Genomic DNA, 22646 nt, shown 5'->3' on the forward strand with positions numbered 1-22646 from the left:
GGAAGGCAAGGGGGGTGCGGGGCAGGGGGGACCAGAGGGGGAGGGCTACGGGCAGTCATGGGTGAGGTCTTCGCAGGCCGGTACGAACTGGCCGACCCGATCGGTCATGGCGGTGTGGGCGCCGTGTGGCGCGCCTGGGACCACCGGCGCAAGCGCTATGTGGCCGCCAAGGTGCTCCAGCAGAGCGACGCCCACGCGCTGTTGCGCTTCGTGCGGGAGCAGGCGCTGCGCATCGACCACCCCCATGTCCTGGCTCCGGCCAGCTGGGCCGCCGACGACGACAAGGTCCTGTTCACGATGGACCTGGTCGCCGGCGGCTCGCTGGTCCACCTCGTGGGGGACTACGGTCCCCTGCCCCCGGCCTTCGTCTGCACGCTCCTCGACCAGCTCCTCTCCGGCCTCGCCGCGGTGCACGCCGAGGGCGTGGTCCACCGGGACATCAAGCCCGCGAACATCCTGCTGGAGGCCAGCGGTACCGCCCGCCCGCGCCTGCGGCTGTCCGACTTCGGCATCGCCATGCGGTTCGGCGAGGCCCGGCTGACCGAGACCAACCTCGTGGTCGGCACGCCGGGTTACATCGCCCCCGAGCAACTCCTCGGCGCGGAACCCGACTTCGCGGCCGACCTGTTCGCCGTCGGCCTGGTCGCCCTGTTCCTCCTGGAAGGCGCCAAGCCCGACGCCAAGGCGCTCGTCCAGCACTTCGCCGAACACGGCACGCCTGGAGCGCCCAAGGGCATCCCCGACCCCCTCTGGCAGGTCGTCGCCACCCTCCTCCAGCCCAACCCCCAGTCCCGCTTCCGCACGGCCACCGGCGCCCGCAAGGCCCTCGCCCAGGCCATGGAGCTCCTCCCGGAACCGGGCATCGACGACGAGTTGATCGAGATCTTCGACCAACTGGGGCCACTTCCGCCGGGGTTCGGGCCCAAGGGGCCACTACGTGTGGCGTCGGGGGTCGATACGACACGGAATACGACAGGCACGACAGGCACGACAGGCACGACAGGCACGACAGGGACGGCGGGGACGGGAACGCGGGCCGCCGGGAGTACGACGGAGGCCGCCGCGGGTTCGGGGGCTGCCCCCGGTACGGCCGCGGGGGCGGAGGCCGCCGCGGAACCGGCCGCGGTGACAGGAACGAGCGCGAGTTCGGGCACGACGGCGGAAAAGGGGAGGGCGTCAGAGGCGTCCACCCCGACGGGTTACGGCACGACACCGCAATCCGCGTCCGGCACGGCACCGGAGACCGCCTTCGGCACGGCACCGGAGGCCGCGTCGGGCATACCGACCGGCGCGGACGCCGACTCGGCGGCCGGAGCCCAGGCAGGAAGCGCGGACGCACCCCCAGCCACCCCCACCTCCGACTCCGCCTACCCCGGCTCGGCAACCGGAGCCCGGGCAGGAAGCGCGGACGCACCCCCGGCCACCCCCGCCGATCCCATCGGCTCTCCCTCGGCCCCCGCCGGCATGTCCGACACCGGCAGCTTCCGGCTCCCACCGCCCCAGGCGCCGGGACCTCCCGCCCCGTACGCGGAACCGCCGCAGCCCACGCCGCCGTACCCGCCGTACACCGCCCACCAGCAGCCGCGGTCGCGGCCACGAACGGAATCGGAACCGTGGCCACGACCGGAGCCGCAGCCGCAACAGCTCCCGGCCTCCCCCCTTCCACAGCCCCACACCCCCTGGCCCCCCGCGCAACCCCTCCCCCCGGCCCGGCCGCATACCGACCCCAACGACACCACCGACACGGCCACCTACACCGCCCGCGACCCGCAACCTGCGTCGCAGGTCTCGCAGTTGTCGGTGCGTACCCACGGCCGGCGCCGGCGGCGGGTGCGTCGGCCCGGGCCGCCCGCGAAGGCCGCCGTGCCCATCCTGCTGCTGGCGCTGGCCTGTTACGCCGTGGGTTTCTGGGCGTTGACCCGGTTCTGAGCGCGGCGGGCGGTCAGCGTCCACACGACCAGGACGAGCAACAGGGCCGTGCCCGTGCCGATCCCGCCGGCCGCGAGCACCCGCATCGCCGTCGTGTCGTGGTCACCGACCGCGGCCACCAGGCCGCCGCCCTGGACCGACGGCGGGTCGAAGACGTCCTTCGGGACGGGTGAACCGGCGTATCCGGGACCAGAGTTCGGGGTGCCGTCGACGCGGACCCGGAGTGTCACGTCGTACGGCCCCTGCCCGAACGTGTCCGCCGTCTGCCCGGTGAGGTGGACGACGAGGTAGTAGGCGCCAGCGAAGCGGACGGAGTTCTCCTCGCCGGAGACGGCGTACCGGTTGGCGTAGGCCACGGGTGGCAGGGGGGCGAGCGAAGACGCCTTCTGGGTGCCGTCGTAGCCGAGCGAGAGGTCGTCGACGTAGCCGCGGACCGGGTTGTAGAGGGAGAGGTTGAGCGCGGCGCTGACGTAGCCGTGGGTGTCGCCGCTGGTGCTGCCCAGTTCGACGGTGGCGTGCAGTTGCTGTCCCCAGTCGACCGGGACCGCGTAGTAGAGGGTCTGGCCCGGGGTGATGCCGGTCTGCCAGACGCCCGTGCCCAGGGTGCGGGCCGTGGCGAAGCCGGCGCCCGCGGTGCGGCGGTGGGGGGCGTCGGTGAGCGGCTCGGGGGAGGCGGAGTTCCAGGTCCCGGGGGCGGTGGTGGCGCCGGCCTCGGCCAGGCCCGGTTCGGTGACGGGGGCGATCTCCAGGTCCCAGCTGCCCGGGGTCGTGGTCCGCGAGCCGGACGCGAGCCGCTCGACGATCACGTAGTAGGTGCCCGCGTCCTGGCAGAGCGCCTTGCCCGTCTCCCGCCGCCCCAGCGCCGTGACCGGCCGGGGGCTCAGTCCGGCGCCGAAGCGGGCGCCGTCGTAGCCGCAGGAGACACCGTTGGCGTCCTCGATGGAGACCCCGATGCCGTCGCTCGCGGAGACGGTGGCGTCGGCCGGCGGCACGGCGGTCACCGGGACGTAGGCCGTGCTGCCGGCGGCGAGTTCCAGACGGAAGTACAGCTCGCCCTTCTCGGGCAGGGTGCTGCGGTAGGTCGTGCCGGGCTCCAGCGGTACGGCGGCCGCGGTACCCGTCGCTCCGGTGATCGTGCGGGCGTCCGGGGCGAAGGCATAACCGCTGCCGTCGTCCGCCGCAACCGGAGAGGCCGGCAGCACTGCCGTCAGCAGGGCCGTCAGTGCGAGGGCGGCCGTCCTGCCGATGCCCCGCCGTCCCGCCGCCGTACGCCACCGCCGTATCACGCGCGCCCCCAGCCGTCGCTCGTCAGCCGTCCAAGTCCCGGACCGGCCCCATACTGCCGCGCACGCCCCCGCGCCACCCGGCGATTCGTATGACCGTCCGAAACGCCCCCCCCTCGCACCCCCAAAGCCCCTGACAACGCAAAACCCCGACCGCGAGGCGGTCGGGGTCTCAGTGTCGTTGGTTGTCGGTACTCACGAACCCGTGGGCACGGAGTCAGTCGCCTCCGTCCACAGATCCTGCTCGGCGCGATCCGCCTGGATCTGGCGGTACACGAGGAGCCCGCCGATGGCGGCCAGTGCGACCAGGAGAAGCTTCTTCACCGCGCGACCTCGTCTCTTCCTTGACGTAGGGGACCTCTGGCGCCCGACTATACACACCGACCGATATCGATCGGTGACCTGGCATCCGGCCCCAACTCCGGCTCGGCACAAGGTGTTGCACGGCGCGTCGCACGAGGCCGGCCCGTTCCGATCGGAGGGTGATCACACCCCCACGGACGGTTACTTTGCTCCCACTCGTCCGCCTTCGGGAGCCTTTCTTCTGATTTATCGGCCCTCTTGCGTCCGTCCGGGTGGTGTTCATCGGAACATCGCCGCGCCACAGGTCGACGTCCCCCACTTCGCGATCCCCATACACATCATGAGGAAAGTACGCAAATCGCCCAACCCGAAAGTGAGGGGCCATGGCTCGGCACGCCAAGGTCATGAAGTTGTGGACCGCCTTCGTCACCGCCTTCCTCGCGCTGTGCACGGCGCTCGGACTCGTCTCCGCCGCCACCGCCACCGCGGTACCGCAGGCCGAGACCCCGCGCAACAGCAGCGGCGACGACCACAGCAGCCCGGCCGGCCGGGTGATGATCCCGGCACAGACCCACTGGCTCTGGTCCCAAGCCAGGTCCCTGCCCCCCACGATGAAGCAGCGCATCCGGGCCGAGGCCCACGGAAAGACCCCCGGCTGCCGCCAGCGGCCCCTGGACACGACCGAATCGGACGACCCGGCCGAACCCCCCGCGGCGAACCTCGACTGCTGATCCTCCCCAGACGGCTCAGACGCAACGGCGCAAGGGCGACTTGCGTACGTACCAGCGCCTACTGCGACACAGACCCGCGACCGGAACCCGGCCGCGGGTCTTCGCACGTCCGGCCCCGGTCGGACGTGTCCGATCCCATCGACACGTGCCCGCCCCCGGCCGGAGCGTGTCCGGGTCCCATCGACACGTGTCCGCCCCCGGGGCCGAAGTGTGTCCGGCCCCATCGACACGTGCCCGCTCCCGGCCGGAGCGTGTCCGGGTCCCATCGACACGTGCCCGGCGCCCATCGACACGTGCCCGCCCCCGGGCGGAGCGTGTCCGGCCTCGTCGACGGGGCGCTCGAGTCTTCAACTCCTCTTGATGAGTCGTAGGCTGAAGCCGTGCCCAAGGCGTACGAGGAAATCGCCGACGACCTCCGCCGCTCCATCAGGGACGGCGAGCTCAAGCCCGGTGCGCGGCTGCCCTCGGAGGCTGAGCTGGCCCGGCACTACGGCCGGAGCATGCCCACGCTCCAGAACGCGCTGCGGCTGCTGAGCGCGGAGGGTCTGATCGACAAGCGGCACGGCACCGGCACCTTCGTGCGCAGGCCCCGCACCCGTGCGATCCGCGACAACACCCGGCACCAGTGGGAGAAGGACCGCGCCAGGATGCCGGAGGCCACCCGGGCCGCGACCGGCGCCACCGAGCACGAGACCGGGCTGGTCCTCGACGACCTGGTCTTCTTCGCCCGGTACCGCGAGCTGATCGCGCCCAGCGACCTCGCCGACGCGTTCGGGGTGCCCGAGGGCACGGTGCTCCTGGAACGCACCTACCGGACCCGGTACTCGGCCGAGTCCGCGCCCTTCAGCCTGGTGAGCTCCTATCTCGTCCGGGACATGATCGCGGCGAACCCCGCGCTCCTCGACGAGACCAGGGAGCCCTGGCCGGGCGGCACCCAGAACCAGCTGCACACCGTCGGCATCGAGGTCGCCCGTGTCCAGGAACGCTTCACCGCCCGGCCGCCGACGCCCGAGGAGGCCCGGGAGCTGGACCTGTCGGCCGGCACCTCGGTGATCCTGCTGCGCAAGACGTCGTACGACATCCGCGACCGCATTGTGGACATCTCCGTCGTCACGCTTCCGGGCGACCGTACGGAACTGCTCTTCACCACACACCTGGAAAGGTGGTGAGCGCCGCCGTGAGCCGGTGCGTCACCGTCGTCACCGCGGTCCACGCGCCGTCGGCCCGTTTCCTGCCGGACGCGTACAAGTCGCTGTGCGAGCAGCGGCTGCCGGACGGCTGGGAGTGGCAGTGGCTGGTCCAGGAGGACGGCTACGGCGACGAGGTCCGCCCGTACGTCCCGGACGACGCCCGGGTGTCGTTCCGGCAGGGCCGCACCGGCGGTCCCGGTGTCGCCCGTACCCTCGCGCTGGCCCGGGCCGAGGGGTCGTACGTCAAGACCCTCGACGCCGACGACCAGCTCACGCCGGGCACGCTGGACCGCGATCTGGCCGTCCTGGAGGCCCACCCGGCGGTCGGCTGGGCCACCTCACGCGTCCTCGACCTGCTGCCCGACGGCACCACGGCCGGCTTCCCCGGCGACCCGGCGGAGGGGCCGATCGAGCGCGGCGCGGTGCTCGGCTTCTGGACGGCGAACGACTTCCGCGCCCCGGTCCACCCGGCCAGCCTCTTCGTCCGCCGTGAACTGCTGCTCGCCCTGGGCGGCTGGATGGCGCTGCCCGCCTCCGAGGACACCGGACTGCTGCTCGCACTGAACGCGGTGAGCCGGGGCTGGTTCACGGCGCAGACCGGGCTGCTCTACCGCAAGTGGCCGGGCCAGGTCACCGGCCAGCCGGCCCATACCGACCCGGCCGAACGGCAGGCCAGGATGGCGGTCGTGGCGGCCCGGGCACGGGCGCTGGCTGAGTCCGACTGGCGGTACCCGACGACAGCGGCCGACTAGAGAGCCCCTGCGTCCGGCCGCCGACGGGAAAGCACACGTGCGCCACCGCCGGCCGGAAGGCCCACGCGCGCGGCCGACCGGAGAACACCTGCGCCCGGCTAAAGCGTCGCCGCGTCGATCCGTGAGAACACCAGGTCGCTCTCCTCGGTCAGCGGTCGGTCCCAGCGGACCGGGGCCACCGGCTCGCCGTACAGCGCCCTGGGGTAGCTGTCGGCCGCGTAGCTGTTGGCGAGCCGGTAGACGTGGTAGCCGGCGTCGGTCATGGTGCGCAGCAGGTCGTCCGCCGAGTCGCCCAGCTGGGCCATGCGGTCGGGGGTGACCTCGACGGTGATCTCGGCGTCCGGGCGCAGTTTCTCCAGCAGCGGCGCCAGCCCCCGCACCACCGCGCCCTCGGCGCCCTCCACGTCGATCTTGATGACCCGGGCGGTCTCGATCTCCTCCGGCCGCAGCAGCTCGGGCAGCGGCACTGCCTCGATGTCGAAGCTCGACTCGGCCGGACCGTCCCACGGAACGATGCTGTTGGCACCCATGTTGCGGGAGCTGGCGAGCACGAAGGTCAGGGTGCGGTGGGCGTCGGAGACGGCGGCGTTCACCGCCCGGATGTTCCGGCAGCCGTTGAGCGCGCCCTGCTGTTCGAGGCGGCGGTGGAAGGCGGGGGAGGCCTCGACGGCGACCACCCGGCCCTGTTCCCCGACCAGTTGGGAGGCGAGGACGCTGAAGACACCGATGTTGGCGCCGACGTCGACGAAGCAGTCCCCCGGCGCCAGTCTGCCGCGCAGCCAGTGGGTCATGTGCGGTTCCCACACCCCGAAGAGGTAGAGGTAGCGCTGGATGAGGTCCTGCGTGTCGACCGCGAACCGGGCGCCGGAACGCGTCTCGACGACCCGTCGGCGCGGGTGGTCCCGCAGGTAGGGGTTGAGCGCGCGGGCGGCGAGGGCCTTGCCCCAGGGCCCCGGGAAGTCGCGGACGTAGCCGCGGCCGAGGGTGGCCAGGAGTTCAGTGAACCCGCCGGGTCCGCCGAGTCCTGTGGACCGGGTGGGTCCGCCGAGTCCGGAGGGTCTGGAGGGTCCGCCGGGTCCGCCGGGTCCGCCAAGTCCGGAGGGTCCGCTGGGTTCCGTGGGTCCGCTGGCTCCACTGGGTTCCGTGGCTCCACTGGGTTCCGTGGCTCCACTGGGTTCCGTGGCTCCGCTGGGTTCCGTGGCTCCGCTGGGTTCCGTGCCGGGGGTGCTCATCCGTTAGTCAGTGACCCTTTTCCCGTTGATCCGGATCGCCTGGGAGGGGCAGCGTTCGGCGATGTCCCGGATCAGTTCGTCGTCCCCGGACTCCTCCCGTCCGGGCAGGACGAAACCGTACCCGTCCTCGAAGCCGAACACGGCGGGTGCCCGGAAGGCACACTCACCCGACCCATAACAGACATCGGCGTCGACGGAGACTTTCATGGGAAGTCCCCTGCCCACCGGACGCCCCGCCGAACCGGCCTACGTGAAAGGCAGCTCCAGCATCCGGATCGCGTTCCCGCGCAGCAGCTTGTAGGCCACCTCCGGCGCCAGCCCGCCCACGTGTTCCTGGGCGACCCGCTTGGTCTCCGGCCAGGTCGAGTCGACGTGCGGGTAGTCCGTCTCGAAGGTCGCGTTGTCCACACCGACCCTCTCGATCGCCTCGATGCCGTGCTTGTCGCGGAAGAAGCAGCAGAAGATCTGCCGGTAGTAGTACGTCGACGGGGGCTCCGGGATCAGGTCCTTGACCCCGCCCCAGGCGCGGTGCTCCTCCCAGACGTCGTCGGCGCGTTCCAGGGCGTACGGGATCCAGCCCATCTGGCCCTCGCTGTACGCGAGTTTCAGCCGGGGGAACCGCACCAGGACCCCGGAGAAGAGGAAGTCCATCATCGAGGCCATGGCGTTGTTGAAGCTCAGCGAGGCCTGTACGGCGGGCGGGGCGTCGGGCGAGGCGGCGGGCATCTGGGAGCTGCTGCCGATGTGCATGTTGACGACCGTGCCGGTCTCCTCGCAGACCGCGAAGAACGGGTCCCAGTAGCCGGAGTGGATGGACGGCAGGCCCAGATACGTGGGGATCTCGCTGAAGGTGACCGCGCGGACGCCCCGCTCGGCGTTGCGCCGGATCTCGGCGACGGCCAGGTCGATGTCCCACAGCGGGATCAGGCAGAGCGGGATCAGCCGGCCGCCGCTGTCGCCGCACCACTCCTCGACCATCCAGTCGTTGTAGGCGCGGACACAGGCCAGTGCGACCTCCTTGTCGTCGGCCTCGGCGAAGGTCTGCCCGCAGAAACGGGGGAAGGTGGGGAAGCAGAGGGAGGCCTCCACATGGTTGATGTCCATGTCGTCCAGGCGGGCCTTGGGGTCCCAGCAGCCGCGCCGCATCTGTTCCCGGGTGATGCCGTCGAGCGTCATCTCGTCCCGGGAGAAGCCGACGGCCGCGATGATCCGCTTGTACGGGAAGAGCAGGCCCTCGTACTCCCACCAGTCGGTGATCTGGCCTTCCGGGTCGGTGGTGAAGCGGTACTTGCCGCCGACGTAGGCGAGTTCGCCGATGCCGGCGGTGAAGGGCTTGGGGCCCTTGTCGCGGTACTTGCCCGGCAGCCACCTCTCGAAGAGGTGCGCGGGCTCGATCACGTGGTCGTCCACGCTGACGACCCTGGGCAGATCCTGGGTGCCGGTCGCGTTCTCTGCCATGCCTACCCCCTGCTGCCTGCTTGGATGCCCGCTTAACTGACGGTCCATCAGATTTGGCTTCGGCCTTCAGGCTAGGCCCAGGAGCCGGTGCCAGCAAGAGCCGCCGGACCTCTTGCGGCGCGCGCCGCCTTCCGCTGAACTGACGGATCGTCAGACGAGTGACGGGTCCGGGGAGGGTGCGGGATGCGATCAGCCTTGCTGAGCGGTGCCGAGTGGTTCGCGGTGCTCCGCATCGGACTCGGTCTGTGGTGGCTGGAGAGCTGGCGGCACAAGGACAAGAAGCAGTGGTTCGGCGGCGGGGGCATCCGGTGGGCGGCCGGTGTCGCGGAGAAGCACCGCTGGCCGGTGGTCCGGCGGGGCTTCGACGTCGTCGTCGCGCCCCGCCCCCGGCTGATGGCCTACGTGGTGGCGTACGCGGAGCTGGCCCTCGGCCTCGGCCTGGCCTTCGGCTTCCTCACCCCGATCGCCCTGGTGGCCGGGTTCCTGCTCAACATCGTCTACCTGACCCTCATGATCCACGACTGGGCGGAACAGGGACAGAACCTGATGATGGCCCTGGTCTCCGGGGTCGGCCTCTTCGCCATGTGCTGGCAGACCTGGTCCCTGGACACGGCACTGGGACTGTTCACCTGACCCGACGGTGCGTGAGCGCCCCCAAGGGAGCGCGCGGGACTGCACACCCGGCCACGACGAGGCCGCAGCCAACCGACACACACGGGCCGCCCGGCGAAGCCCTCGCCACACGTCTATGGCCTCTTCACGGCCGGCATGGCACCCTGCCCGCGCCCGGCAGCCAGGAGGCGAAGATGACCGGTCCCTCGGCGGAGTCGCGTCCCTCGGCGGAGTTGCTCAGAGAGCTGCACTCCGCGCGTGCGCACCGTGCGTACGCGCGTGCACGGGCCGTCTGCCGCCACGCGGGCGTCGCCCCCGACGCGGCACAGACCGTACCGACGAGCCCGGTGGGCCGGGCCGCGAACGCGCTCCGGCTGTCGGCCCAGTCCCTCGCCGCCCTCGCGGACACCGCACCCGACCCGGCGGCGGACGCCCGCTGCGCCCGCAACGCCGCCGCCACCGCGGCACTGGCCGCACAGGTGGCCGGGACAATGGACGACCGCCCCGAGGCGGCCGCGGCCCTCAGCGCCGCCCTGACCGCGTCCCGGGCGGCAGCCGCGGCGGCCGGCGGTACCGCGGCGGGCCAGGACATGGCGCTGAACACGGCGGCCGACGACGCGGAGGAACAGGCGGTCGAGGCGGCACGTACGGCGGGCTGGCTACGGCACTGAGGACGCGCGGAGTCCTCGTCTCAGGGGCGCGGCGGCCCACAGCGACACGGCGCGGAAGGGAGCAGGGCGTCTCACTCCAGGTGTCACGGACCCCCTCGAAGAACGGTGCCCCCGTGCCGTTCGGCTCCGGTCCCTCCCCACGTGGGGACCGGTGCCGAACGGCACGAGTGGCCTCGGGCCCCGCAGGGCCCGCTCAGTCGGAGAGAGCAGCTGCCGTCGTCGCGCCACTCCGGCGGGTAATCGCCGGTGGAACCTGACCGAGAACATGCGGTGCCGTGCACTGTCTCTGCGGACGCTGAGCTGGTCGGCCCGTCGGGCGCCGCCCGACCACCGTCTTGCTGCAGCGAAATCCTGCCAGTCGAGGTGCACATCTGAGGAGGCCAGGGCGTCCGGTCCAGGGCTTCGCCGCAGGTCAGCCATATAAAGTGAGTTTTCCGGTCCGGATGTCCAGCAGCGGGGGAAGTAAGGGGTGGAGAGCCTTGGGTCCCGACGCAGGGGCACGCACAGCCTTCGCGGAACGTCTCGCGTTGCTGTACAAGGAGGCCGGCAATCCTCCGCTCAAACGCGTCGCCGAGGCGGTCGACCGGCTCCATCGGGTCGACGAGCGGGGCCGGCCCGTGCGGGTCTCCGCCCAGCGGATCAGCGACTGGCGGCGGGCGAAGAACGTACCCGCGCAGTTCGTCGCCCTCTCCGCCGTACTCCAGGTCCTCATCCCCCAGGCCCGGCGCTCCCAGCCGACGCCGGTCTCCTCCGGTCTGTACGACCTGCCCCAGTGGCAGAAGCTGTGGGAGCGGGCCGTGGCCGATCCGGTCGGCGAACTGGCCGTGCCGGAGGCGGCGGAGGAGTCGGACGCACCACCGCCGGTCGACAGTGTCTGCCCGTACCGGGGCCTGGCTTCCTACCGTCGTGAGGACGCCCGCTGGTTCTTCGGCCGCGAGCGCAGCACCGACGCCCTTCTCGCCCAGCTCCGGTCGGCAAAGGCGGGCGGCGGTCTGGTCATGCTCGTCGGCGCCTCGGGGGCGGGAAAGTCCTCGCTGCTGAACGCCGGCGTGGCCACCGCACTGCAGAACGGCGCCCTGGCCGAGGAGGAGGACCGCCCGCACGAGGTCCTGCAGCTCGTGCCGGGAGCGGACCCCGTCAAGGAACTGACCCGCCGCATACCCGAGCTGGCCGGTCTGGCGGACCTGGACGATCCAGGGGCCGTACGGGAAGCGGTCACTGCCTGGGCCCGGCGCGAGGCCGAGGATGTTTCACGTGAAACATGGCCCTCCGGACCCGAACCGGCGCGTCCGGTCGTGATCGTGGACCAGTTCGAGGAGACCTTCACTCTCTGCACCGACGAGGCGGAGCGGCGCACCTTCGTCCAGGTCCTGCACACGGCCAGTACCTCCGCCGACCCCGACGGACCAGCCCCTGCCCTGGTCGTCCTCGGTATCCGCGCCGACTTCTACGAGCAGTGCCTGGGCTACCCCGAGCTGGCCGACGCGCTCCAGCACCGGCACATGGTGCTCGGCCCGCTGACCACCGCCGAGCTGCGCGAGGCCGTGACCGCCCCCGCCAAGGCGGTGGGGCTGGAACTGGAGCCCGGCCTCGCCGAGCTGATCGTCCGTGAGGTGAGCGCCGACGGCCCGCGGGGCGCCCATGACGCCGGTGTCCTGCCGCTGCTCTCGCACGCCCTGCTCGCCACCTGGCAGCGCCGCAAGGGGGGCCGTCTGACGCTGGCCGGCTACCGGGCGGCCGGCGGTATCCAGGGTGCTGTCGCCGCGAGCGCCGAACGTGCCTGGTCCAGCCTGGACCCGGCCGCCCGCACCGCCGCCCGGCTGCTGCTGCTCCGTCTGGTCCGCCTTGGGGAGGACACCCAGGCGACCCGCAGGCGTGGCACCCGGCGCCAGCTGGCCGCCGAGTCCACCGACCCGAACAAGACGGAGGAGTCACTCGAAGCGCTGGTCCGGGCCCGCCTTGTGACGCTGGACGCGGACACCGTGGAGATCACCCACGAAGCGCTGCTGCACGCCTGGCCCCGGCTGCGTGAGTGGCTCGACGAGGACCGCAACGGCAATCTGCTGCGCCAGCGGCTGGAGGAGGACGGCCGGTCCTGGGACGAGTCCGGCCACGACTCCGCGCTGCTGTACCGGGGCTCGCGGCTGGAGCAGGCCCACACCTGGGCGAAGTCGGCCGGCGACACCTTCCTGACCCGCAGCGCGGTGGGGTTCCTGGCGGCCTCGGTACGGCTGCGCCGGCGCACGGTGTGGATCAGCAGGGCCGCCGTGTCGGCGCTGGTCGTGCTGGCGGTGCTGGCCGCGGGCGCCGCCGTGATCGCCCGGCAGCAGCGGGACGACGCGATGTTCGAGCAGGTGGTCACGGAGGCCGACCGGTTCCAGTACTCGGACCCGGCGCTCTCCGCCCAGCTGGACCTGGTCGCACACGGTCTGCGCCCGGACGACGAGGGCGCCAACAACCGTCTGGTGTCGATCGTCAACGCGCCGCTGGCCACCCCGCTGCTCGGTCACACCGGAGCCGTCTACCTCACCACCTTCAGCCCCGACGGCAAGACGCTGGCCACCGCCGCCTACGACCGCACGGTCCGCCTCTGGGACGTCAGCGACCCGACCCGCCCCAAGGCGCTGGGCAAGCCGCTGTACGGCCACACGAGCTGGGTCTCCAGCGCGGTCTTCAGCCCGGACGGCAAAACCCTGGCCAGCGCCGGCGACGACGGCACCGTACGCCTGTGGAACGTCTCCGACCCGAAGCGTCCGGCGCCCCTGGGCACCCCGCTCAGCGGTCACGACGGCACGATCTACCTGGTCGCCTTCAGCCCCGACGGCAAAACCCTGGCCGCCGCCGACGAGGACCACACCGTCCGCCTCTGGGACATGCACAACCCGCGCCACCCCACATCGATCGGCACCCTGACCGGCCACAGCGAAGCCGTACGCTCCCTCGCGTTCAGCCCCGACGGCCGCACGCTCGCGACCGGCAGCGACGACAACTCGATCCTCCTGTACGACGTCTCCGACCCCAGGCGACCCGAGCGCGCCGGGGCACCGCTGACCGGGCACTCCGGGACCGTGCACTCCGTGGCCTTCAGCCCGGACGGCCACACCCTGGCGAGCGGCAGCAAGGACGACACCGTACGGCTGTGGGACGTCACCGACCCGGCGCGCGCCAGGGCCCTCGGCGCGCCGCTGACCGGGCACACCGGGCCCGTCTGGTCGGTGGCCTTCAGCCCCGACGGCTCGATGCTCGCCGCGGGCAGCGCGGACTCCACGGCCAGTGTGTGGAACGTCGGCAACCCGGCCTTCCCCTCCCAGGTGGGCGAGCCGCTCGCGGGCAGCAGCGGGGAGATGTACGCCGTCGGCTGGAGCCCCGACGGGCACACCCTCGCCACCGGCAGCGGTGACGGGAAAGTGCGGCTGTGGTCGATCCCCGGGTCGGACATGATCGGCGAGGCTGGGGCGTTCAGTCCGGACGGCCGCGTCCTGGCCACCGGCGGCGGCGACAGCCGGATGCGGCTGTGGAACATCACGGATCCGGCCCGGCCCACGGCGCTCGGCGAGCCCTTCCGGACCGGGTGGCGGGACCTGCGCTCCATGGTGTTCACCCGCGACGGCCACACCCTCGTCATCATGACCGGCGAGAACAACATCAACTGGGTGCAGCTGTGGAACATCGCCGACCCGGCCCACCCCAGCCAGTACGGTGCGCCCGTCCGGCTGGACACCCGGTACGCGGGCGCCGAGGCACTGGCACTGAGCCCCGACGGGCGCACCGTGGCCGCCGACTACGACGACCGCACGATCCAGCTCCTGGACATCACGGACCCGGCCCGCCCCAAGCAGCTCGGCGAGCCCCTCAAGGGCCACACCGGCTATGTCAACGCGCTGGTCTTCAGCCCGGACGGCAGGACCCTGGCGAGCGGCAGCGCGGACGGCACGGTCCGCCTCTGGGACGTCTCGGACCGGTCCCGCGCCAAGGCCCTGGGCGGCCCCCTCAGGGGCCATCTGGGCCCCATCAACACCCTCGCCTACAGCCCCGACGGGGCGACCCTGGCCAGCGGCAGCGACGACGACACAGTCCGCCTCTGGAACGTCTCCGATCCGGCCCGCGCGACCAGGCTGGGCGCGGCCCTCACCGGCCACACCGAGGCGGTGGTGTCCCTGACCTTCAGCCGCGACGGCAGGACCCTGGCGAGCGGCGGCAACGACAACACGGTCCGCCTCTGGAACGTCTCGTCCCCGTCCTCCACCCACCCCATCGGCCAGTCCATGAGCCCCAACGCCAAGACGGGCAACTTCCTCTCCTTCAGCCCGAAGAGCAACATGCTGGGCGTCTCCAGCGGCGCGGACACGGTCCGGCTCTGGAGCCTGGACGTCGACCGGGCGGTCAGCCGCATCTGCTCGGTCACCCGGAACGTACTGACCGCGGCGAAGTGGCAGGAGTACCTCCCCCGCCTCGCCTACGACCCGCCCTGCGACGACTGAACCGGCTCGCCACCTGACGGCCTTTGAGTGATCCTGATCACAACTGCTCACGACGGCCGAGAAGTTGACTCCCGTCACGCAGGCCACCTTGTTAGGCTGGCCGCAACCCGGTCGCTGGTGCATCCCCCGTCGCCAGCGACCGGGCCTTTTCATGCCCACCGGCAGCCACACCACGGACCGCCCCGCCCCCACACACCCCCGTACACGCCGAAGACCCCCGATCCATCCGGACCGGGGGTCTTCGTGCTGGTGGGGCTAACAGGATTTGAACCTGTGGCCTCATCCTTATCAGGGATGCGCTCTAACCAACTGAGCTATAGCCCCGCCGCGCTCTGCGGTGTGTGTCCCGCGCGCTGACTCCTGAAGATTAGCGCACGACCGGGGCAGTCCCAAAATCGGTTGTCGGGGGACCTTCAGGAGAGGTTTGAACTCCGGTTACTCGTCCTCGGCCAAGGTCAGCTCGATGCCGCCGACGAAGCCCGCGGAGAGGTTGTAGATGAACGCTCCGAGGGTCGCCAGCGCCGTCGCGAGGACCACGTCGATGACCGCGATGATCGCCGTGAACATCAGGACGTGCGGAAGGGACAGGAACGACTGGAGGTCGAAGCCGTTCGACTCGTTCGAACCGGTGGCCTCCGAGATCGTGCCGCCGACCGTGGAGAACACGCCCATCGCGTCCAGGACCATCCACAGCACCGCCGACGCCACGATCGAGCAGATGCCGAGCGCGATGGAGAGCAGGAAGCTGACCTTCATCACCGACCACGGATCGGCCTTGGCGACCCGCAGCCGGGCCTTGCGGGTGCGCGGGGCGGTGCGCGTACCGGCGCCGGTACGCGGCCGTCGTACCGCCCCTGCGGGCGCCTGGGCGGCCGGCGCCGCCGGGTAGGCCTGCGGCGGGTGGTAGGGCCCGGCGGGCTGCTCCGGACGCCGCTCCCCGGGCAGCGGGGAGGGGCTCGGCTGCTGCGCGGACGCCGGCTGGGCGCCGCCCGCCGCGGCCTGGCCTCGGGTGTCGGTCACGGTTCCCCCCTGGGTTCCCTGCGCGTCCGGCGTGGACGCCTTCGCGGGCGCCTTGACCGCCTTCAGCTGGGTGGTGTGCGTGTCCATCGGCTGCGCACCGCCCTCGGTGGCCCCGCCGGACGCGGCGGAGCCACGGCCGCCGCCGTCCGCATCCGTACCCGTGGAGGTACCGGCCGACCCGGCGCCCGTGGCTCCGCTCACGATGACTCTCTCCTCGTGCTACTCGGCCGAGGGCGCCTCACCCTCGTCCGTACCGCTGGTCTCGACACCCTCGACGGTCTCGGCGGTCTCGTCCACGGCGTCCTCACCGTCGACTTCCTCCGCCTCGCTGCCGGCCTCGGCGTTACGTGCGATGCCGACCACGGCATCGCGCTTGCCCAGGTTGATCAGTTGGACGCCCATGGTGTCACGGCCCGTCTCCCTGACCCCGCTGACTCGCGTACGAATCACACCGCCGGACAGGGTGATGGCGAGGATCTCGTCGTTCTCCTCGACGATCAGCGCGCCGACGAGCGAACCACGGTCCTCCACGATCTTGGCGGCCTTGATGCCGAGGCCGCCACGGCCCTGGACGCGGTACTCGTCGACACGGGTCCGCTTCGCGTACCCCCCGTCGGTGGCAGTGAACACGAACGTACCGGGTCGAACAACATTCATCGACAGAAGTTCATCGCTCTCACGGAAACTCATGCCCTTGACACCGGAGGTGGCCCGGCCCATGGGGCGCAGAGTGTCGTCGGAGGCGGTGAACCTGATCGACTGTGCCTTCCTGCTGATCAGAAGCAGATCGTCGTCCGCCGAGACCAGTTCGGCTCCGATCAGTTCGTCGTCGGAACCGTCCTCCCGCTCCCGCAGGTTGATCGCGATGACACCGCCGGAACGGGGCGAATCGTAATCCTTCAGAGGCGTCTTCTTGACCAGACCGGCCTTGGTGGCGAGCACCAGGTACGGCGCCGCGTCGTAGTCGCGGATGGCGAGGATCTCGGCGATCGCCTCGTCCGGCTGGAAGGCCAGCAGGTTCGCCACGTGCTGGCCGCGCGCGTCCCGCCCCGCGTCCGGCAGCTCGTACGCCTTGGCCCGGTACACCCGGCCCTTGTTGGTGAAGAACAGCAGCCAGTGGTGCGTGGTCGAGACGAAGAAGTGGTCGACGATGTCGTCTTCCTTCAGCTTCGTACCGCGTACGCCCTTGCCGCCGCGCTTCTGCGCCCGGTAGTCGACGGTCTTGGTGCGCTTGACGTACCCGCCGCGCGAGACCGTGACGACGATGTCCTCCTCGGCGATCAGGTCCTCGATGGACATGTCACCGTCGTAGGGCACCAGCATGGTCTTGCGGTCGTCGCCGAACTTCTCCACGATCGCGGCCAGCTCGGCGCTGACGATGCCCCGCTGGCGGACCGGCGAGGCCAGGATCGCGTTGTACTCGGTGATCTTCGCCTGGAGCTCGTCGTGCTCCTGGATGATCTTCTGGCGCTCCAGGGCGGCCAGCCGGCGCAGCTGCATCTCCAGGATGGCGTTGGCCTGGATCTCGTCGATCTCCAGGAGCCCCATCAGGCCCGTACGCGCGATCTCGACCGTCTCACTGGCCCGGATCAGCGCGATGACCTCGTCGATCGCGTCCAGCGCCTTCAGCAGACCGCGCAGGATGTGCGCCCGCTCCTCGGCCTTGCGCAGCCGGAAGCGCGTACGGCGGACGATGACCTCGATCTGGTGCGTCACCCAGTGCCGGATGAACGCGTCCAGGGAAAGCGTGCGCGGCACGCCGTCGACCAGCGCCAGCATGTTGGCGCCGAAGTTCGACTGCAGATCGGTGTGCTTGTAGAGGTTGTTCAGGACGACCTTGGCGACCGCGTCCCGCTTCAGCACGATGACCAGACGCTGGCCGGTGCGCGAGGAGGTCTCGTCGCGGACGTCGGCGATGCCCCCGACCTTGCCGTCCTTCACCAGGTCGGCGATCTTCTGCGCGAGGTTGTCGGGGTTGGTCTGGTAGGGCAGCTCCGTGACCACCAGGCACTGGCGGTTCTGGATCTCCTCGACCTCGACGACCGCCCGCATGGTGATCGAGCCGCGGCCCGTGCGGTAGGCCTCCTCGATGCCCTTGCGGCCGACGACCAGCGCGCCGGTCGGGAAGTCGGGGCCCTTGATCCGCTCGATCAGCGCGTCCAGGAGCTCCTCGTGCGAGGCGTCCGGGTTCTCCAGGTACCACTGGGCGCCGGCCGCGACCTCGCGCAGGTTGTGCGGCGGGATGTTGGTCGCCATGCCGACCGCGATGCCGGCGGAGCCGTTGATCAGCAGGTTGGGGAAGCGGGCCGGCAGGACGGTCGGCTCCTGGGAGCGGCCGTCGTAGTTGTCCGTGAAGTCGACGGTCTCCTCGTCGATGTCGCGGACCATCTCCATCGACAGCGGGGCGAGCTTGCACTCGGTGTACCGCATCGCGGCCGCCGGGTCGTTGCCCGGGGAACCGAAGTTGCCGTTGGAGTCGACGAGCGGCATGCGCATCGACCAGGGCTGGGCGAGGCGGACCAGGGCGTCGTAGATCGAACTGTCACCGTGGGGGTGGTAGTTGCCCATGACGTCGCCGACCACGCGCGCGCACTTGTAGAAGCCGCGCTCGGGGCGGTAGCCGCCGTCGTACATCGCGTACAGGACGCGGCGGTGCACGGGCTTGAGGCCGTCACGGACGTCGGGCAGCGCACGGGACACGATGACGGACATCGCGTAGTCCAGGTACGAGCGCTGCATCTCCGTCTCGAGCCCGACGGGCTCGACACGCATCGCGACCTCGCCGCCCTCTTCAGGGGTGACGGGAGTGTTCTCGTCGGTCATAGCCGGTGAAGATCCTTCCTGGTGCGGTCAGCTGAGACCGACTCAGATGTCGAGGAAGCGGACGTCCTTGGCGTTGCGCTGGATGAACGCGCGGCGGGCCTCGACGTCCTCGCCCATCAGGACCGAGAACAGGTCGTCGGCCTGGGCGGCGTCGTCGAGCGTGACCTGGCCGAGGACCCGGTGCTCCTGGTCCATGGTGGTCACCCGCAGCTCTTCGGCGTTCATCTCGCCGAGACCCTTGAAGCGCTGGATCGAGTCCTCGCGGACCCGCTTGCCGCGCTGCCGCCCCATCTCCAGGAGCGCGTCCCGCTCGCGGTCCGAGTACGCGTACTCGACGTCGTCCCGGCCCCACTTGATCTTGTACAGCGGGGGACGGGAGAGGTACACGTGCCCGGCCTCGACCAGCGGCCGCATGAAGCGGAACAGGAAGGTCAGCAGCAGGGTGGAGATGTGCTGGCCGTCGACGTCGGCGTCCGCCATCAGGATGATCTTGTGATAGCGGAGCTTCTCGATGTCGAAGTCCTCGTGCACACCCGTGCCGAACGCGGAGATCAGCGCCTGGATCTCCTGGTTCTGCAGGATCTTGTCGATCCGCGCCTTCTCGACGTTGAGGATCTTGCCCCGGATCGGGAGGATCGCCTGGTACTGCGGGTTGCGGCCGGACTTGGCCGAACCGCCGGCGGAGTCACCCTCGACGATGAAGATCTCGCACTTGGTCGGGTCGTTCGACTGGCAGTCGGACAGCTTGCCCGGCAGCGACGCCGACTCGAGCAGGCCCTTGCGACGGGTCAGGTCACGGGCCTTGCGGGCCGCCACGCGCGCGGTGGCCGCCTGGATGCCCTTGCGGATGATGTCCGCCGCCTCGACCGGGTTGCGGTCCAGCCAGTCGTTCAGGTGCTCGTAGACCGCCTTCTGCACGAAGGTCTTGGCCTCCGTGTTGCCCAGCTTGGTCTTCGTCTGACCCTCGAACTGCGGCTCGCTCAGCTTGACCGAGATGATCGCGGTCAGACCCTCGCGGATGTCGTCACCGGTGAGGTTGTCGTCCTTCTCCCGGAGCAGCTTCTTGTCGCGCGCGTACTTGTTGATCAGGCTCGTGAGGGCTGCGCGGAAGCCCTCCTCGTGGGTGCCGCCCTCATGCGTGTGGATGATGTTGGCGAACGAGTACACGCCCTCGCTGTAGCCGCTGTTCCACTGCATGGCGACTTCGAGGGACAGGCTCTTGTCCTTGTCCTCGGCCTCCAGGTCGATCACCGTCGGGTGCACCACGTCGCCCTTGCGGGAGTTGAGGTACTTCACGAAGTCGACGATGCCGCCCTCGTAGTGGTACGTGACGGTCTTGTCCTCGGCCTTCTCGTCCGCGCCCGCCTCGTCGGCGCCCGCGACGGCCTTCGCCGACTCGCGCTCGTCGGTCAGCCGGATCGTCAGACCCTTGTTGAGGAAGGCCATCTCCTGGAAGCGCCGCGACAGCGTCTCGAAGGAGTACTCGGTGGTCTCGAAGATGTCCGGGTCCGCCCAGAACGTGACCGAGGTGCCGGTCTCGGCCGTCTCCTCGTGCTGCGCCAGCGGAGCCGTCGGGACGCCCAGCTTGTACTCCTGCGTCCAGCGGTGACCGTCGGTCCTGATCTCGACCGACACCTTGGACGACAGGGCGTTCACGACGGAGACACCCACACCGTGCAGACCGCCGGAGACGGCGTAACCGCCGCCGCCGAACTTGCCGCCCGCGTGCAGCACGGTCAGCACGACCTCGACGGCCGGCTTGCCCTCGGACGCCACGATGCCGACGGGGATACCGCGGCCGTTGTCCACGACACGCACGCCGCCGTCGGCCAGGATCGTCACGTCGATGGTGTCCGCGTGGCCCGCCAGAGCCTCGTCGACGGAGTTGTCCACGACCTCGTACACCAGGTGGTGCAGACCGCGCTCACCGGTCGAGCCGATGTACATACCGGGTCGCTTGCGGACCGCGTCCAGCCCTTCGAGCACGGTGATGGCGCTGGCGTCGTACGAGGCGGTGACCTCACCGTTCGCGCCGGCGTCGGTGGACGGGATGTTCTCGTTGGGGTTGCCGGAATCGGCCACGAAGCGCCCTTTCTGGCACAGCACGAGCCAGGCTCGTCGGCGGGTTGCCGGAGCGGCTGCGGCATGTTGCGTTGGTAAGCCTTGATCAGCGTTGCTCAGCTTTTCCCGGACGGTCCCCACGTTCGGGGCGGGATTGTCTCCCAGTCTACCGGTAGCGCCGACAGTGATGGGGGTTTGCCGGTACCTGAGTCCGCATGTGCCGCCCTGAACCGGCCTCCGCCGACTCCCGATATGCGGATGGGGGCTCCAAGAGGCTCACGGAGGCACTCAGCGCTTCCGGCTGTCAACCCTTGGCTACTCCGGGGCCAGGTCGCGATTCGCAACCGCGTGCGGTTGTACGACGACCAGCCGAGGGGGCCGTACCACGGCTCCACGCTCGGCTCATCGCGTGACGTAAGTCACCCGTAGGTATCGCCGGGACCGGTGCTTCCAGGGGCGCGCAGCGGGCCGTAGCGCCGGGGCGGACCGCCGGGATTGAGCACCTTGATCATCCGTACGCTGCCATGCCCCAGGTCCTCGTTCAGCCGCGCGACCAGCGCGGGAGACAGATGACGCAGCTGGGTCGCCCAGGCCGTGGAGTCGCACTGCACGACCAGCACCCGCTCGTCCTCGTCATACCGCTCGGGCACACAGTGCTTGGCGAGATCCTCGCCCACGATCTGCGGCCAGCGGCCCATCACCCCGCCCACCGCGGCCGGCGTCTCCCAGCCGCGCTCGGTGATCAACCGATTGATCGCGGAGCCCAGCGCCATGGGGTCACGGCCGTCGGCGCGCGCGCCGGAGCGCAGCCCGCCACGCCGCGCCTGCTTCCGCTGCTGCGCCGCGTCGCCACGCGCGCGTGCCGCCTCTTTCGCCGCCCTGAGCGCCACCCGCGCCAGGTCGACCCCGGAGGGTTCCTTCTCGGGGACGGGTCCGTCGGTGCTCATGCGCGCTCCACCGCCCCGTCCGCCACCGCGTACCGCGCACCGGTGAGGAGATGCGGCACGTCGTCGTCCACAGCGGCGGTGACCAGCACCTGCTCCCCGGGCACGACCAGCTCCGCCAGCCGCTCCCGGCGCCGCGCGTCCAGCTCCGCGAACACGTCGTCCAGCACCAGCACCGGCTCATTGCCCTCGGCGCGCAGCAGGTCGTACGACGCCAGGCGCAGCGCCAGCGCGTACGACCAGGACTCGCCGTGCGAGGCGTACCCCTTGGCGGGCAGCTGCCCCAGCTTGAGGACGAGATCGTCGCGGTGCGGGCCGACCAGCGTCACACCCCGCTCGATCTCCTGCTTGCGGGCGTCCGCCAGGGCCGCCATCAGCTGGGTGTACAGGTCCTCGCGGGTGTGGGCCTCGCCGGGCGCCGACGGCTTGTACTCCAGCGCGACCGGGCCACCGCCCGGCGCCAGCTGCTCGTACGCCTTGTCCGCAAGGGGCTGGATCGCGGCGACCAGGTCGAGCCGCTGGGCGAGCAGCTCGGCGCCCGCGCGGGCGAGGTGCTGGTCCCACACGTCCAGTGTGGACAGGTCCATCGAGCGGCCGCCGTGCCGCCGGGCCAGGGCCGCGGACTTCAACAGGGTGTTCCGCTGCTTGAGGACGCGCTCGTAGTCGGAGCGCACACCGGCCATCCGCGGCGACCGCGCGGTGATCAGCTCGTCCAGGAAGCGGCGCCGCTCGCCCGGATCGCCCTTCACCAGCGCGAGGTCCTCCGGCGCGAACAGCACGGTCCGTACGATCCCCAGGACGTCACGCGGCTTGACCTGCGAGGACCTGTTGATGCGGGCGCGGTTGGACCTGCCGGGGTTGAGCTCCAGCTCGACCAGCTGCTGCCGGTCGCCCTGCCGCACCTGCGCCCGGATGACCGCCCGCTCGGCACCCATCCGGACCAGGGGCGCGTCGGAGGCGACCCGGTGGCTGCCGAGAGTGGCGAGGTAGCCGACGGCCTCGACGAGGTTGGTCTTGCCCTGGCCGTTCGGGCCGACGAAGGCGGTGACGCCCGGGTCGAGCGGGACCTCGACCCGGGCATAGGAGCGGAAGTCGGCCAGCGACAGATGCGTGACGTGCATAGGTGTTTCGCCGACCTCCCCGTGACCTGCTACTT

The 22646-nt window shown here is 70.9% G+C and carries 17 protein-coding genes and 1 tRNA gene; 7 read left to right on the forward strand and 11 right to left on the reverse strand.

Annotation, left to right across the window (positions count from 1 at the left end):
• The first annotated feature begins 57 nt into the window (after positions 1 to 57).
• Positions 58 to 1929: a protein kinase domain-containing protein gene (locus ACWDGI_RS18905; protein ID WP_450760388.1), complete on the forward strand. Its 1872-nt coding sequence runs from the start codon at positions 58 to 60 to the stop codon at positions 1927 to 1929.
• On the opposite strand, the gene ACWDGI_RS18910 is transcribed toward ACWDGI_RS18905, so the two are convergent.
• Both ACWDGI_RS18910 and ACWDGI_RS18915 read right to left on the reverse strand, forming a co-directional pair.
• The gene (locus ACWDGI_RS18910) at positions 1893 to 3215 is read right to left on the reverse strand and encodes a hypothetical protein (protein WP_450760390.1); all 1323 of its coding nucleotides are present in this window, start codon (positions 3213 to 3215) and stop codon (positions 1893 to 1895) included. The two genes, ACWDGI_RS18905 and ACWDGI_RS18910, sit on opposite strands and share 37 nt — an antisense overlap.
• Positions 3216 to 3407: 192 nt before the next feature.
• The gene (locus tag ACWDGI_RS18915; protein ID WP_003999697.1) at positions 3408 to 3536 is read right to left on the reverse strand and encodes a DLW-39 family protein; all 129 of its coding nucleotides are present in this window, start codon (positions 3534 to 3536) and stop codon (positions 3408 to 3410) included.
• Between the two features lie 362 nt (positions 3537 to 3898).
• Between ACWDGI_RS18915 and ACWDGI_RS18920 the strand changes: the two genes are divergently transcribed.
• The 3 genes from ACWDGI_RS18920 (at position 3899) to ACWDGI_RS18930 (ending at position 6188) form a co-directional block, all read left to right on the forward strand.
• Positions 3899 to 4246, forward strand: coding sequence for a DUF6344 domain-containing protein (locus tag ACWDGI_RS18920; protein WP_450760392.1), 348 nt, complete (start codon positions 3899 to 3901; stop codon positions 4244 to 4246).
• Between the two features lie 380 nt (positions 4247 to 4626).
• Complete coding sequence (locus ACWDGI_RS18925; RefSeq protein WP_450760394.1) at positions 4627 to 5415, forward strand: GntR family transcriptional regulator; 789 nt, start codon at positions 4627 to 4629, stop codon at positions 5413 to 5415.
• Positions 5412 to 6188 carry a glycosyltransferase family 2 protein gene (locus ACWDGI_RS18930; protein WP_450760395.1) on the forward strand — a complete coding sequence of 259 codons (777 nt, stop codon included), beginning with the start codon at positions 5412 to 5414 and terminating at the stop codon, positions 6186 to 6188. Before ACWDGI_RS18925 ends, ACWDGI_RS18930 begins: the two co-directional genes overlap by 4 nt.
• A gap of 98 nt (positions 6189 to 6286) precedes the next feature.
• On the opposite strand, the gene ACWDGI_RS18935 is transcribed toward ACWDGI_RS18930, so the two are convergent.
• The 3 genes from ACWDGI_RS18935 to ACWDGI_RS18945 form a co-directional block, all read right to left on the reverse strand.
• Positions 6287 to 7180 (reverse strand): FkbM family methyltransferase, encoded by an 894-nt coding sequence (locus tag ACWDGI_RS18935; RefSeq protein ID WP_450760725.1) that lies wholly within the window; start codon positions 7178 to 7180, stop codon positions 6287 to 6289.
• A 243-nt stretch (positions 7181 to 7423) separates the two neighbouring features.
• A complete protein-coding gene (locus ACWDGI_RS18940; protein WP_360480748.1) occupies positions 7424 to 7627 on the reverse strand; it encodes a ferredoxin in 204 nt (67 codons plus the stop codon).
• Between the two features lie 39 nt (positions 7628 to 7666).
• Complete coding sequence (locus tag ACWDGI_RS18945) at positions 7667 to 8878, reverse strand: amidohydrolase family protein (RefSeq protein WP_450760398.1); 1212 nt, start codon at positions 8876 to 8878, stop codon at positions 7667 to 7669.
• 183 nt (positions 8879 to 9061) lie between these two features.
• Between ACWDGI_RS18945 and ACWDGI_RS18950 the strand changes: the two genes are divergently transcribed.
• From ACWDGI_RS18950 to ACWDGI_RS18960, 3 genes are all read left to right on the forward strand, one after another.
• The gene (locus ACWDGI_RS18950; protein ID WP_450760400.1) at positions 9062 to 9511 is read left to right on the forward strand and encodes a DoxX family protein; all 450 of its coding nucleotides are present in this window, start codon (positions 9062 to 9064) and stop codon (positions 9509 to 9511) included.
• A 173-nt stretch (positions 9512 to 9684) separates the two neighbouring features.
• Positions 9685 to 10161, forward strand: a complete 477-nt coding sequence (locus ACWDGI_RS18955; RefSeq protein WP_450760402.1) for a hypothetical protein — start codon at positions 9685 to 9687, stop codon at positions 10159 to 10161.
• Positions 10162 to 10604: 443 nt separating this feature from the next.
• Positions 10605 to 14642, forward strand: coding sequence for an nSTAND1 domain-containing NTPase (locus tag ACWDGI_RS18960; protein ID WP_450760727.1), 4038 nt, complete (start codon positions 10605 to 10607; stop codon positions 14640 to 14642).
• Positions 14643 to 14889: 247 nt separating this feature from the next.
• On the opposite strand, the gene ACWDGI_RS18965 is transcribed toward ACWDGI_RS18960, so the two are convergent.
• The 6 genes from ACWDGI_RS18965 to recF form a co-directional block, all read right to left on the reverse strand.
• Positions 14890 to 14966: transfer RNA gene (locus ACWDGI_RS18965), tRNA-Ile, on the reverse strand.
• Between the two features lie 111 nt (positions 14967 to 15077).
• A complete protein-coding gene (locus tag ACWDGI_RS18970) occupies positions 15078 to 15863 on the reverse strand; it encodes a DUF3566 domain-containing protein (protein WP_450760404.1) in 786 nt (261 codons plus the stop codon).
• A gap of 18 nt (positions 15864 to 15881) precedes the next feature.
• On the reverse strand, positions 15882 to 18485 hold the full coding sequence (gene gyrA, locus ACWDGI_RS18975) for a DNA gyrase subunit A (RefSeq protein WP_450760406.1): 2604 nt from the start codon (positions 18483 to 18485) through the stop codon (positions 15882 to 15884).
• 42 nt (positions 18486 to 18527) lie between these two features.
• Positions 18528 to 20591, reverse strand: a complete 2064-nt coding sequence (gene gyrB, locus ACWDGI_RS18980; RefSeq protein ID WP_450760408.1) for a DNA topoisomerase (ATP-hydrolyzing) subunit B — start codon at positions 20589 to 20591, stop codon at positions 18528 to 18530.
• A 374-nt stretch (positions 20592 to 20965) separates the two neighbouring features.
• Positions 20966 to 21493: a DUF721 domain-containing protein gene (locus ACWDGI_RS18985; protein WP_450760410.1), complete on the reverse strand. Its 528-nt coding sequence runs from the start codon at positions 21491 to 21493 to the stop codon at positions 20966 to 20968.
• On the reverse strand, positions 21490 to 22611 hold the full coding sequence (gene recF, locus ACWDGI_RS18990) for a DNA replication/repair protein RecF (RefSeq protein ID WP_450760412.1): 1122 nt from the start codon (positions 22609 to 22611) through the stop codon (positions 21490 to 21492). Before recF ends, ACWDGI_RS18985 begins: the two co-directional genes overlap by 4 nt.
• Positions 22612 to 22646 lie beyond the last annotated feature (35 nt).

This window comes from Streptomyces sp. NPDC001220, from assembly GCF_053597895.1.